Source organism: Corynebacterium dentalis, from assembly GCF_900232865.1.
In the GTDB taxonomy this organism is placed as follows: Bacteria; Actinomycetota; Actinomycetes; order Mycobacteriales; family Mycobacteriaceae; genus Corynebacterium; species Corynebacterium dentalis.
On the sequence record NZ_OCTS01000001.1, the window covers coordinates 253,291 to 266,817 of the forward strand.

Consider the following 13,527-nt stretch of genomic DNA (forward strand, 5'->3'; position numbering starts at 1 on the left):
TGCCCCACACGTCTGAGGTTTCCCATGGTTGATGCTCCCAATGTCGCCCTCATCTTCGAAGGTGGCGGGATGCGCAACAGCTATACGGCTGCATGCGTGGATCAGCTCATCGCTCACAATGTATCCTTTGGCTGGGTCGGCGGCATCAGTGCCGGCGCCACTCACTCCGCGAACTTTCTCTCCCACGACCGGTGGCGTGCCACGCACAGTTTCGTGGAATTCGGGGCGGATCCTCGCACTGGTGGGGTGCGCAGTCTTCTGCGCGGAACCGGCTACTTCAATGCGGAGTACGTGTTTGAAATCGCTGGCGCGCCCGGCGAAGAGTTGCCCTTTGACTGGGAGACCTTCGTCAATGAACCCACACCTTTGCGCATCGGTGCCACCCGGGCAGATAACGGAGAGACGGTCTACTGGGGACGCGAGGACTTTAAGGATCTCAAAGACTTCATGCTCCGTATGCGCTGTTCCGGCACCCTACCGGGCCTGATGCCCACGCCCACGATCGACGGCGTGGACTACGTGGACGGTGCCCTTGGCCGCTCCGGTGGGTTGGCCGTGGACGCCGCAATGGATGACGGCTTTGAAAAGTTTCTCATCTTGCGCACCCGACCTCGTGGCTTCCGCCGTACTCCCCCGCGCAGCCCGCGGCTCATTCGCCGGTTGTTGCGCTCCCGTCCCGCCGTAGCTGAGGCCATGCTGACCCGGCACAAGCGCTACAACCACTACGCCGAGGTCATCGAGCAGCTGGAAAGCGACGGCAAAGCACTGGTGTTTTATCCGGATGACATGCGTATCCAAAACACCGAACGCAACCTGCAGAAACTCAAGCAGTCTTTCAACGCAGGCATGGCCCAAACCGTCCGCGAATGGGATAGCTGGATGGAATTCCTGCAGCAGTGATCCACCACTAAAGGTACAGGATGCCCAGCAGGATCAATACCACGGCCACGACATATCCCGAGGCCGCAATGGTGGCATCCTTGTGCGTCCCAAGCCGCTCGATGAATAGAGCGACGGGGGAATCAGGGTGGCGTCGAATAAAACCAATGAGTAACCCGAACAGGGCCGGAAGACTCAGCGCCAAGCTGGCGTACATCACCACGCCGAGGTAGCGCGACCAGGTGGCAAGCCCAGAATCGCTCAAGTACGCAAGGCCCACAAAGAACGGAATCGACGTCACGGACTGGATCAACCCCAGGCTCATGCCGGTGAAGAATGTTTTGCGCGAGGCGGTCTGCAGGGGTGCGGACACTCGCTGGATCATGGGCGTGGGGTCGCCGCCGCGGAAGGTCAGCACCGCACTGAGCAGGCCGGTAGCGATCAGCAAGACACCCAGGATCGGCGAATGGAGGAAGCGCTGGACGAGGTCGCCGATGCCGTCGAACACCAACATGGTGAACAGGGAGAGGATGAATACGCCGAACCAGTCCCCGGCGATCAGCAGCGTGGCCACCTTGCCGTAGGTCGGCTTCCGCGCGTGGAGAACCGCAGCGGCAAACAGGACCCCGATGAGCAGCACATTGAGCGAATCGATCAGCGCGAAGCTCACGGCGTGCAGCATGTACTACGTTCTCCATCCGGTGGTAGTTGCGGGGACAGTCTCCAGAGATTGTAGCGCGAGCCGGGACGATGTCCGCACGCTGCGCTACTTCTGTTTGGTCAGCCAGTCTGCCAGCACGTTCGCATGATTTATCTTGCGATCCTTCGCCGCGTACACCAGTACCAACGGCGTGGTCTTGCTGGACTTCTTAGCCAGCTTCAATAGCGTGTCTAAATCCTTCGCGGCATCAGAGAGGTCCTCGGAGTCTGCAGAATCGAGCTCTTCTGCATGCTCGTCCAGCTCCGAGCGGTACTTCTTGCTAAACGCGGCGAACTTGTCCTTCTCGTGGTCAAACCACTTGCGGAGATCCGGCGACGGGGCAACATCTTTCAGCCACTCCTCCAGATCTACGTCGTCCTTGGCCACTCCCCGAGGCCACATCCGGTCCACCAGCACGTTGGTGCCGTGCGGATCGTCCTCACCGGAGCGCAGGTCATGGATCTTGACTGTTTCGACGTGGTACATATCCTCCAACGTAGCCGTGTCGCCGGAGCGGTGCGTTCCTGCGATTCCCAGAGGTCTACCATCGACGACGTTGAGGACAAGCAGAGTAAAGGAGCGCGCATGCAGTTTCGGGAGTTGTTCGGCCTTGCCCCAGCGAACCGAGATCACATTCCCGCTTTCCGCATCGCCTTCGGCGTGGCCATCCCGCTGCTAATTCTTCTCGCCACGCATCGTCTTGACCTGGCCATTTATGCCACCTTCGGCGCTTTCACTGGCATCTACGCACGTCACGAATCGCCGCAAGCGCGCTTCTTTAAGCAGTCCCTGGCCGGCGCGTTGCTCACGATGTGTGTGACGGTGGGCGCCACGCTCAGCTGGTTCGCCGCCGGGCCGTGGATCGTCATGCTGGTGACCTCCGTGTTATCAAGTTTCACGGCGATGATGGCGGCTCGTTTCGCTCTGGTTCCTCCGGGTTCCGTGTTCTTTATCTTTGCGACGGCAGCAGTGGGCAGCGTCCACGGTGGCGTTCATCCTGGATTGGCCTTCCTCATCGCGGCCGCATCCGCGGCCTTTTGTGTGGTGCTGGGATTGGGCGCACATTTGATTGGAGAAGGTCGTGGCATTCCCGAATTACCCACGCCCGCTCCCCTGTCCACGAAGGAAATCCGCAGCCATGGGCTTCGTTTCCTGATCGCGCCGTTAATCGCGGGAACCATCGGAATACTCTCTGTACAGGGCATTCCTGGCTTGTCACATTCCTATTGGGCGATGGTGGCGGCGGTCGCGCCGATTACTCCGCCGCGTCATCGCGACAGGTTTGTGCGCTCTCTGCACCGCATTTTCGGCAGCTTTGGCGGCGTGATGCTCGCTGGCTTTTTGCTTTCTTTTCCCATCGATCCGTGGCAGTTCGTGGTGTGGATCATCATCTTGCAGTTCTTAGGAGAGCTCTACATCGCCCGTAACTATGCGCTGGCGTTGCTCTTCATCACTCCGGTGGCGCTGATGATGACGCAGATCGCTGCTCCCGTGGACGTGCCGGATCTGCTTCTCGCTCGCTTTGTGGAGACGGTCATCGGCGCCACCGTGGCCATCGGTGTGGTTGCGTTTGGCTATTCGGCGGAGAATCCGGAGAAGTTCCCCTTCACGCGCTTGCGCAAGACGTAACGTGCTTGAGCCTCTGCCGCGGTCACCGAAGTCTCGCTACCCTCGAACGTGACCTCTCACCGACAAGGAGCATTCATGAGCACCATTGATCCAATCCAAACCATCGATTTCCCCGGCATGTCCACGGTGGTCGTCCGCGTGGAGGACTGGCCGATGGCGCGGATTCATGAGATTTTCGACGCCACTTTCACCGCCCTTGGTCAGGCCATTTCTCAAGGCAAGTTCACACCCACGGGTCCGGCGTTCGCGCGCTATGACGCTCCCCCAACGGATACCGCGACGATGGAAATCGGCTTCCCAGTCAACGACGGTCTGACGGAAGACATTGCTGCTGGAGATTTCACCATCAGCAATTCTTCTCTCCCGCAGGGCCGGATTGCCATCACCAAACACCGTGGAGGCTACGACGGTCTACCGCAGGCATGGGAGGATTTCCTCGGCGAGATTCACACGTCCGGCATGGAATTCGGTGCGCCGTCCTGGGAGGCCTATGACACGATGCCCACCCCGGAGACGGATCCCGCCGATCTGATCACTGGCCTCGCGGTTCCCGTCACCGGCGAGACGGAATAGTTCTAGATGGCGCAGGTCTCACAGGCATCGGGAGGAAGGATGCCTGCGCGCTGGGCGTGGCGGTAGATCCAGCAGCCAGCGCAGAAACCAAGGAAGGCCTCGGCGGAGGCTGCGGCGACGAGCAGAATGAGGGTTACTGACGTCGCCACAAAAAGACCAGAGACGCTAAACAACAGTGCCACCACGGAGAACACCAGGCCGATGCCCTGGGCGAACTGCTTGGGCGCGCCGGAGACGATGCGCGGCTCACCGAACGCGGCGCGGGCCAGGTAGCGCACGGACAGCTGCCCGAACAGCGAGTACTTCGGCCCCGCCCACAGGCGGAGCGCGAAACCGACCACCAGCAGCAGGTTCAGGGCGATCGTCACACCACCTTGAATCGACAGCGCACAGGCAATGGTGACCACGGCAAGCGCGATGACGAGCATGGCGGTGGTGCGGGCTGCGTGCTCGTTGACTCGTTCAGGGAACTCTCCAAAAGGCATTCTCTCACCATAGACCGATCTGTCTGGTTTGCAAAGTGACGCTCGGCTGTTTCACCCGTCATCGCCCAGTGATATAATCACCGCAGATAAGAAGCTGTTGCAGAAGGGAGCTTCACTTGAGCGCCGGACATTCTCACGATCACGGAGCTGCGGACGCCGCAGGCCCCGGCGACCACCGCACCAAGCTGTGGATCGCGTTCGGCATCACTGCGGGCATCGTGGTGGCACAGGCCATCGGCGCGCTCCTCACTGGCAGCCTCGCCCTGTTAACCGATACCGCGCACGCACTCACGGACGCTTCCGGCCTACTCATCGCCCTGATAGCAGCCAACCTGATGATGCTCCCGGCCGATCCGCAGCGCACGTGGGGATTCCGTCGCATTGAGGTGATCGCTGCCCTCGGTCAGTCCACATTGCTGCTGGTGGTGGGTATTTACGCTGCTGTCGAGGGCATCAAGCGGCTTTTCTCCCCGCCCGAGGTTCCCGCCACCGAACTGCTGATTTTCGGCGTGATCGGCCTGTTGGCCAACGTCGCCGCCATCGTGGTGCTCTCCTCCTCCCGCGGCGCCAATTTCAACATGCGCGCCGCGTTCCTCGAGGTCCTTGCGGACGCGTTGGGATCCCTCGGTGTGATCATCGCGGCAATTGTGATGGCGACCACCGGGTTTCTTCAGGCCGACGCCATCGCGGGTCTCTTTATCGCATCTCTCATTGTTCCCCGCGCAATAAAAATCATGCGGGAGACCACCGCGATCCTCATGGAGTTCACCCCTCAGGACCTAGATCTTTCCGAGGTCCGGGAGCACATAATGGGCATTGAACATGTGCTGGACGTCCACGATCTACATGCCTCCACGGTGGCCACGGGCTTGCCGACAATTTCGGCGCACATCGTGCTGGCGGACGAATGCTTCGCTGATAGCCATGCTCCCAAGATCTTGCGGGATATCCAGAACTGCGTAGAGCACCACTTCCCCATTTCCATCACCCACTCCACGTTCCAGTTGGAAACGCAGTCCGCCAGCGAGGCCGAGAGCCCCGCAATCCGCCACGAATAGCCCTACGCCTCACTGTGGGCGAAGACCGTCAGCTCCTGGGTGCGTGGCCGCCACAGGGAAGCTCTGGTGGCGGTCATGTTTTTGAAGTGCGAGGAGGTTTCCTCGTCGAGGGCCATGATGTACTCGCCGACCAGGCTTCGCGGGATGCGCAGACCCATGGTGAGATGCGGGATCCACTGCTTTCCTCGGCCGTCAGGATTGGCGGCACTAACTTCGCGCGCTGCGTCTTCCACCTCGTCGGAGGTTTCCAGCAGCCAGGCGATGGTCTGCTTGCCCTTGGTTCCAAACACCACGGTTCCCGCACGACGAAACTGCGCCGGAATCACTGGCGGAAGCAGCTCCGCGGCGCGCTCAATGGCTGCATCGCCCATGAGCGGCGAGTAGGTGATGGTGATGTGCGGTGTCTGCCGTTGCTGGGGAAAACCACGCTCGGACATAGCAGCGAAGATTGAACGCACCTGTTGTTCCTCATCTTTTGACAGGTGGAGCAGTATGTTATCGGGTGACGTCATGGGTTCTTAACTAACCACAACCCACACATTGTGTTCGCACCGAATGGCACCCGCCGCCGCAAACTCATCCAACCAGCCACGCATGGGCCACTGACCCCACTTATCGTGAAATCGGTTTGCATTGGTAACGATATCCTCCAAGTGTTCCCACGGTGGCGAGGACACTGAATGCCACATATGGAACGCGTCCGCGCCACCCACCCAGCAGAGAGATACGTCCATGGCCCGAAGATTCCAGGCAAAGTCTGTGTCCTCGCCTCCATACCCCGTGAACTGTTCGTCAAAGCCAATGCCATGATCCCGGAGGGTTCGCCAAAATTGGGCGCTCACACAAAAGTTTAACGACCAAAAGAGATCATATTCACCGTGGGTAGCTTGGCGAACCTCGCCCGGTTCGAGGTCAGGACGGGCTGGGTGAGGATTCCTCAACTCGTGTAAACGCTCTGGCTCCGTAGGAGCATCCTCCGGCAAGTACGTAACGGGGCCGCTCAGCACGCTGTTTGGATACTGGGAGAGGGCCTCCAGATACCATCCCTGGAGCTGCTCGGCTGGGAGACAATCAACATCGAGAAAAACTATGGCCTCCCCACCTGTACTCGCTTGAGTTGCTGCCCAATCGCCTGCCAAATTGCGAGCCCGAGAAAGGTTGACTGGAGTGTCCTTCACGTGAGCGATGCATTCCACGCCCGCGATATCCAGCGATTCCTTTCCGAGAATGACGACGCCATGCTTGACGCTCGGCGAGCCCAGCTCAACATGCCTGCGCTGTTCAGCTAACCGCTGTGCCCGGTCGGCACTAGCGATACTAACGACGATCATGTCCAGTTCTCCTTACCCAGCCGGGCAGAAGAACATAATTCCAAGATCACGCATGCCGCTCGCCTCGCTGCACCCTCAACCCGCCATAGCACCCATTCCGGGTTCATGCTCACGGCTTGCTCTAAAAGTGAAGGGAATTCGTGCGGTTCAGGCAGATCCGCACACTGTAAAGCAAGACCGAGTCGCGCTACGGCGGAGGCAGTGGCATGCTGCTCATGAAATGCTCTGTCCTGAGGAATCAGAATGCAGGGCTTCCCGGTGAGGGCGATATCAGCCACTGAATTTTGCCCAGCGGCACTAACAACCACATCAGCACCGCCCATGTCACGTAACGGGTTGTCACTGAAAACTCGGCCACCCAGGAAATTGAAAGTCCACCCAGGACAAGCTCGTTGCACGTCCAACCAGTATTTTTCCGTCCATTGCGTACCTCCCGCTCCTTGAAGAACCACAACACGACGTGCGGGGATGTCACGCGGGGTGTCTTTTGCGGTCGGACGGGTAGGCGTGTCGAATCTACTTATTCCACCGACACAACTCACCACATTTCTATATTCTTGCAGATGTGCGGGCACACCTACATCTTCTGGCCACGCAGCAATGATCGCAGCAGCCTGCTTATAAGCCATTTGATGAGTCCTGTCGACTCGCTGCCCGGGCATAGCAAGAGTCACAACGGGAATCCCGAGCAAACGGATGAATAAAGCGACCTCAACTGAAACATCCACATAGAACACTTCCGGGTGATTCTCGGCAACCCACGCTGCCAAAGCCAACATCCGCCGTGTATAACCGGGATGGTCCGTAGGTGCCCAGTGTAAAGTTCCATGGGCCGTGGGATCTTCAGCCGGAGGCCCCTGGGTTGAGACATCTTCCGCTCGGTCAACATCCAGTGGGATAAACCGTTCCTCATAAGGTCGTCTGTCAAGTCCGCTGTCGTACGCGGTCCGTGAAATGGCAGAGGAAAAGATAGTGACTTTCGCTCCCCTTGCAGCCAATTCACATGCGATGGTTCTGCACCTGTGGAGGTGCCCTGATCCCTGGTGATGGGCGTACATTCCAACGACCGGTTGCTCGCTTGTCATTGCGTCACCTGCGAACTGAAAGCCACTGTTTCAAGGATCTCTGTGTAAATGTTCGCTAAACGGCGGCCGCTGAAGTTCTGACGGGACCACTGAGCCCAGTCCTCCCGCCTGAACGACATCACGTAGCGAGCGGCTCTGACCAGGTCAGCGACCGGATTGGCGGGGTCAGCTAGGGCTTGCGGGAAATCCGCCAGGATCTCCGCAATTCCCCCGCGCGCCAATGCAGCCACAGGCGTCCCGCAAGCCAATGCTTCGACCACAACCAAACCGAAGGGCTCGTCCCAAACAGGGGTTACTAAACACAACTTACTGCCGCCCACCAATGCAGAGAGAGTTTCCTGTGAGGATTCACCTACCCAGTGGGTGTCCGAACCTAGCCGTGGAAGAATTTCCTCTTCGTAATAGCTCTCATTTCCAATTCGTCCGGCAATGTCCAATTCCAATCCAAGTTCACGGGCAGCGTCGATCGCGAAATGCAGCCCCTTTTCCGGCACGACACGACCGAACCACACAGCGCGCTCCCCACCAGCCCCCGGCATCCAGATGTTCTCATCGAAGCCGTTAGAGACAACAATTGGCTCTTCCGGCAGGTCCCACGTTGATGATGCTGCCCTGCTAACTGAAGCAAAGGCACCCGCCCCACGCGACCCGCGCTCAGAAACAGCGGTGCTGATTGCGTTCTGCATGCGTTCATCCACCGGGGTGTGAATCGTGGTGAGCATGGGCAGGGGCCGCTTAGTCTGAAATGGGGCGGGGTGAAGACAGTTGTTGTGAATAACATCGTAAACACCCGCTTCGACCGCCTGCTCCAAGTGGGCGATAGTACGGGCAAAAGCCGCATCTTCTCGATCCATTTCACCAGGCGGGTACGTATGGTCAGTCCGAAACTTTTCGTAACCCGACCAATTAACGCCAGGGAATTGCCATTCCCGCTGGTGGCCATCCGAACCGGCGGCGGCATAGAGGTCTACTCGGTGCCCGAAGTGCCGGTACGCCTGCACCATCATCGCGCAGAATGCTTCCAAGCCTCCCGCATAGGGCTGGGCGATTGGGAAACGGGCAGGTGCGATGAGGGCGATATTGAGTTTGGGTGTGGACATCGCCCGATAAATCTGCTCATGCACATCGAGAACGAACGAACGTTGGGCTTGGCGATCTACAGCCAGCGGGGCTGAACCCGCCGAAGCTAAACGCACTGCCGCATCGGCGGCTGAGCAAGCATCGGCAACCCGGTATGATTCACCTGCGGAGGAATCATCCAGTTGACTGAAATAACATCCACAATCCGGGTAAGCCACAGGCACACCTAAGTCACGGCACATCTCTAACCACCCAGAATGCGTACCTCGAAGATACGGCAGGATGACAGCGGAACACTCTGCCACTGTGCTGAAGAGGGTGGCGTCGGAAAAAGGTTCATGGAGTACAAGGTGCACTGCGGGGGAATCGGAGAGCAATCGATGAAGAACGGTGCCTTCCTGATCGCGGTGGAGGAAGACGGTGACACGACGGCCCTTCTCGACACAACGCTCCGCAATGCGGATATAGAAGTCCGCATCCGTAACCACGTTGGCACGCACCGATTTCAGGAATATCCCAATGTCCGTTCCCATCTGTGCTGCCACCACCGATTGTGGATCCTCAATAATTCTCGGGTGAGGAACGACGGTTATGCGTTGCGGGTCGATCCCAAAGTCTCGGGTCAAGCGGACCCGGGCAGCCTCAGTGAGTGTAAGAATGCGGGCCGCATCGTCTGAAAGAATTCGCAACTGCACATGAAACGCCTGCTGATCAACCACGTGAGGGTTGTCGATATCGTGCACCGTCAAGACCAACGGAATGCGCCGCATGCGAAGCAATTCCACAAAGTCCCGAGTCTGGTGAACCGTCAAGTGCTCAAAACCGAAGTGCACGTGAACGAGGTCAATCCTCTCCGAAGTCCCTATACGCTCCCGATCCAGCCACCAATGTGCGTGGAAAGCGGGATGAGGCCACCACTGGGCAGGTTTATCCGGATTGACCACAGGGTCCGGCAACACATGCGTAAACGACCACCCACCACGAGGCTGAATGGATTGGACGTAAGGGTGCGCGCTAGGTATGGAAAGGATTGCCATGAACCGACTCCTCCCACACTAGGCATATACGCTTTCTTAAGCCGAGTGCCCACGAAAGGCCCTCGGCTTAAGTAAGTACATTAGCGGAAAACATGCACGCTGTATGCAGCCGGGTTGCCGTGGAGCTAACCCTATGGCAACCGGTTGCTGCTAGTAGAGAATCGCTACAGAGCGCATACTTGAAGTAAAGAAAGCCTCCCGAAGTTATCTAGACTCCCCTGCAAGGATGCAAGCAATCGACACGCCAACTACACCCCCATCAACCGCTGATTCTGTCACCGTGTCCGGTGGCGCACCTAGGCGACCCATTCTCTCCTCAGGAGTTACGGACCGGACTCGCCACTACGGGCAGTTCTACGGACTCCTTCCGCTACCGGGTTCCACAGACGCGGCCGGTACCTCTAACGCTACGTCTACGGCCACTGCCCGCCCGCGAGTTGTAGTGGTGGGAAATTGCCAAGCGGAGTCCCTCCGCATCGTGTTAAGCAGTTCAGAACCTATCGACTCATTCCGGATCCCGCCGATCCACGAATGGACGCAGGAAGATATGCCGTTTGTGCATCACGCACTCCGGTGGGCAAACGTTCTCGTATCCCAACCAGTACGGGACAATTACCGCGGCTTGCCCTGCGGCACAGCTCAGCTTGAAAAGATGCTCCGCGCGCAGAATATGGACAATGAAGGCGAGGCACAGGTCATCCGTTTCCCAGTTTTGCGATTCAGCGCGCTCAATCCAACGTGGGTCATTGTGCGCTCCCCCGCAGATACCTCCCTCAACCCGCCAGTTGTTCCATACCACGATATAACTATCCTCGCGGAGCTGGGTGGATTGACTCGAGTGAATCCCGCTGACTACCCAGGCATTCTTGATTTAAATGTGAAACAAATGGGAGAGCGCGAACGCGCACATGGCACGGTCATCATGTCCGATTACCTCAGGACGTGCCCCACATGGCACACCCTCAATCACCCGGACAATGCCACGTTGGAACGACTCGGTGTGCAGGTGCAGCAGGCAATCGCAAAGCGGAGGATAGAATGGGCACATCTCGCCGAACCCTCTGACCAAGTCAGTGCCCCGATGGATCGAGAAATGCTGGGCCACCTACGCGAACCTGTCGATACTGCTGCCTGGGAAACACTCGTCCCGAATAACCCACAGGTACCCGCTGACCGCGATTCTTGGACCCTGCACGGCAGAGCCCTAGACCCCGAAGAGATCGCCTTCGCTCACCGCCGCTTCTACACCGATCATCCAGAATTCGTAACCTCAGCCATGACGCGCCACGCCACCCTCCTTCGACTACTGGGTTATCAACACGTGGGGGCCCGGGCATGACTTTGCCTACTCATCTCATCGTTGGCCCCGAACAGCACGGGGTGGTTGAATACGGTCTCCTCCTCGCTAAGCACGCTGGGGGACGCGTTGTGCGATTCGACAATTGGACTGCTCTGCCCACAGATCCTCGTGAATTTCCAGCTGGGCCGCTACAGATCTACTTCACCGATCACCTCTTCGGCAGTTCACCGTCTGAGGCGCTCACCCGCGTCCTTAACTTGGTGGGGAATCACCCACTCAGTGTTTCTTTTCATGATGTCCCCCAACTAGAGGAGGGAGCTGACCGCTTTGCGCGCCGAGCCAAGGCCTACGTTGAGCTCGCTCAACGCGCCGATGCAGTGGTGGTGAATTCGCAGCACGAGGCTCGATTCTTCACCCAGCGTCTTACCCAGAATCCACACCCAGCGCTGCGTGTGGTTCCGCTTCCTCTTCCGCAGCGCGTCACCACTATAAAGCCCTCATCCTCCACCCCCCCTAACCCTCCGAGTATTCACGATGACATTGCCATCATGGGATTCATCTACCCGGGTAAGGGGCATATGGAGCTCCTAGATTCTCTATCGAAGAACCCCGCACATGGCATTCACAGTCTGAGAGCTCTGGGCCGCATAGCCGATGGCCACGAGTGGCTGGCTGATGACTTACGTTCGGCCAGTATGCGCGCCGGCGTCGACCTTGAGATCACGGGCTTTCTCAATCCGGAAGAACTCGAACAAGAAATGCTCCGGGCGGGCATTCCGGTCTGCGCGCATCGCCATTTCAGTGCATCCGGTTCTTTGATGAAGTGGATTAGTTTGGGACGTAGAGTTCTCGTGGCGGACGGTCCCTACCCTCGAGAGTTGCGGGAACGGTGGCCAAATTTCATAGTTCTTGTGGAAGACGACGCCTGGCCTGAAGCTATCGCTGCTCTTCCTTCAGATTTCTGTGATCCTTCTGACCCGCCGAGCGACTGGACGTGGGCGCAGGTGGCTTCTTCCTATCACCAGGTGTGGATGAAGGAGCCTTTTGATGTGATGAAGAACTACCCGCTGGCGGGAAGAAACCCAGAACATTGGCCACTGGTGAGCGTAGTGATCCCTTACTTCGACAACCCGGAGGGATTGCGGGCAATCCTGCGCGCACTTGCGGAGCAAGACTATCCCGGCGAATTTGAATGCGTGGTGGCAGATGACGGCTCTAGCTCTCCCCCCACCTTCATCCCAGAGGAGTACAGTTTCCCCATCCGGGTTGAGCGGCAAGCGGATCAGGGATTCCGAGCGGCTGCTGCCCGGAATTTGGGTGCAGGTGGTGCCCGCGGTGAGGTTCTGGCGTTTGTCGACGGAGACACGATTCCGAGTCGCGCTTACCTACGCGAAGCTGTCCGATTACCCGCGCTCGATCCACGCGGTTTAGTGGTGGGTCGGCGGGTACACGGTGAGGTGGGGGACGGCAATGCTCAGGAGCCCGCCTGGCTGCGCGACGCGTGGCTTCGTACTGGCAATCTAACAGGTGCTGATGACACCTCGTGGCGCTTCATAATCTCCGCAGTGTTGACATGCCACCGGCAGTTGTTCGATCGCGTGGGGGGATTCGATACCACCATTGTTGGATATGGAGGAGAGGACTGGGAGTTCGGATGGAGGGCATGGAATGCAGGCGCACTCTTCCACCACAATCCCGCGGCACTTGCATTTCATCCAGAACCGGATTGGTCGGGTCGGCAAGCTGGGTGGGAAGAAGCGTGTTCCCAGAAAAATCCGGAGACGCTCGCTCTGGCGAAGAGGATTACTCACCCCATAGCCCGACCCGAGGGTGTGATCTTCGACGACGCTGACGTTCTCGTTCAGTTGCCCGACAACGCTGGAGAGTGGCCGCCCGGGGCTGCTATCGCGGCGATCACCGGATGGCTGGCAATCCCCTACGTCCACGTCGTGGTGCCCGCTACCGCATTACATTCGGAGGAGACGGGGCTATTAGCAGATGACCCGAGAGTGAGAGTAGTGGACCAACGTCCGGCCCTGGGCCGCATCAACGTGGACTTACAGCAAGCGGCCTGGCCGACGGATCGTTCGTCCGCTCAGTGCATCTTTGGAGTTGATGGCTTAGGGGGAAAGTGCACGGTGTACACCAGCTCCGGCAGTAGCAATCAGGAAGACATTCAGGTCGGCACGATCACCACTGCTCGATATAGATCGCTGGAGGTTGCGGGGCATCTTTCCTCTACTGCCACTGACGTGTTCGTGACGTGGAACACGGCCCGCGAACCTATCCGTTTGGAACGACAATTTGCGGGCTGGTGAGGGGGTCTTGCTGCGGCTTATGTTTCTGTTGGGACTGGAAAGCTAACGAGGC

The 13,527-nt window shown here is 58.6% G+C and carries 12 protein-coding genes; 6 read left to right on the forward strand and 6 right to left on the reverse strand.

The features are described 5' to 3' along the window. Positions 1-24: 24 nt before the first annotated feature. Complete coding sequence (locus tag CS919_RS01110; RefSeq protein ID WP_099297409.1) at positions 25-900, forward strand: patatin-like phospholipase family protein; 876 nt, start codon at positions 25-27, stop codon at positions 898-900. 7 nt (positions 901-907) lie between these two features. Here the strand turns inward: CS919_RS01110 and CS919_RS01115 are convergent, their stop codons facing one another. Continuing rightward, positions 908-1,561, reverse strand: coding sequence for a hypothetical protein (locus tag CS919_RS01115; protein WP_099297411.1), 654 nt, complete (start codon positions 1,559-1,561; stop codon positions 908-910). Between the two features lie 84 nt (positions 1,562-1,645). Further along, the gene (locus CS919_RS01120) at positions 1,646-2,065 is read right to left on the reverse strand and encodes a DUF488 domain-containing protein (protein ID WP_099297413.1); all 420 of its coding nucleotides are present in this window, start codon (positions 2,063-2,065) and stop codon (positions 1,646-1,648) included. Positions 2,066-2,164: 99 nt separating this feature from the next. Between CS919_RS01120 and CS919_RS01125 the strand changes: the two genes are divergently transcribed. Further along, positions 2,165-3,208, forward strand: a complete 1,044-nt coding sequence (locus tag CS919_RS01125; protein WP_159460936.1) for an FUSC family protein — start codon at positions 2,165-2,167, stop codon at positions 3,206-3,208. Positions 3,209-3,283: 75 nt separating this feature from the next. Continuing rightward, positions 3,284-3,781: a GyrI-like domain-containing protein gene (locus CS919_RS01130; protein WP_099297417.1), complete on the forward strand. Its 498-nt coding sequence runs from the start codon at positions 3,284-3,286 to the stop codon at positions 3,779-3,781. A gap of 2 nt (positions 3,782-3,783) precedes the next feature. On the opposite strand, the gene CS919_RS01135 is transcribed toward CS919_RS01130, so the two are convergent. Next, positions 3,784-4,266 (reverse strand): DUF4395 domain-containing protein, encoded by a 483-nt coding sequence (locus tag CS919_RS01135; protein ID WP_099297419.1) that lies wholly within the window; start codon positions 4,264-4,266, stop codon positions 3,784-3,786. Between the two features lie 116 nt (positions 4,267-4,382). Between CS919_RS01135 and CS919_RS01140 the strand changes: the two genes are divergently transcribed. After that, positions 4,383-5,324, forward strand: a complete 942-nt coding sequence (locus CS919_RS01140) for a cation diffusion facilitator family transporter (protein WP_099297421.1) — start codon at positions 4,383-4,385, stop codon at positions 5,322-5,324. A gap of 2 nt (positions 5,325-5,326) precedes the next feature. On the opposite strand, the gene CS919_RS01145 is transcribed toward CS919_RS01140, so the two are convergent. From CS919_RS01145 to CS919_RS01160, 3 genes are all read right to left on the reverse strand, one after another. Next, positions 5,327-5,836 carry a 2'-5' RNA ligase gene (locus CS919_RS01145; RefSeq protein ID WP_099297423.1) on the reverse strand — a complete coding sequence of 170 codons (510 nt, stop codon included), beginning with the start codon at positions 5,834-5,836 and terminating at the stop codon, positions 5,327-5,329. Positions 5,837-6,651: 815 nt separating this feature from the next. Then, positions 6,652-7,434, reverse strand: a complete 783-nt coding sequence (locus CS919_RS01155) for a glycosyltransferase (RefSeq protein ID WP_234990694.1) — start codon at positions 7,432-7,434, stop codon at positions 6,652-6,654. A 302-nt stretch (positions 7,435-7,736) separates the two neighbouring features. After that, positions 7,737-9,857, reverse strand: a complete 2,121-nt coding sequence (locus tag CS919_RS01160) for a glycosyltransferase (RefSeq protein ID WP_099297429.1) — start codon at positions 9,855-9,857, stop codon at positions 7,737-7,739. Between the two features lie 226 nt (positions 9,858-10,083). On the opposite strand from CS919_RS01160, the gene CS919_RS01165 reads away from it, so the two are divergent. Together CS919_RS01165 and CS919_RS01170 are read left to right on the forward strand one after the other, a co-directional pair. Beyond that, positions 10,084-11,196, forward strand: coding sequence for a WcbI family polysaccharide biosynthesis putative acetyltransferase (locus tag CS919_RS01165; protein WP_159460938.1), 1,113 nt, complete (start codon positions 10,084-10,086; stop codon positions 11,194-11,196). Then, positions 11,193-13,475, forward strand: coding sequence for a glycosyltransferase (locus CS919_RS01170; protein ID WP_099297433.1), 2,283 nt, complete (start codon positions 11,193-11,195; stop codon positions 13,473-13,475). The genes CS919_RS01165 and CS919_RS01170 overlap by 4 nt, the downstream gene beginning before the upstream one ends. Positions 13,476-13,527 lie beyond the last annotated feature (52 nt).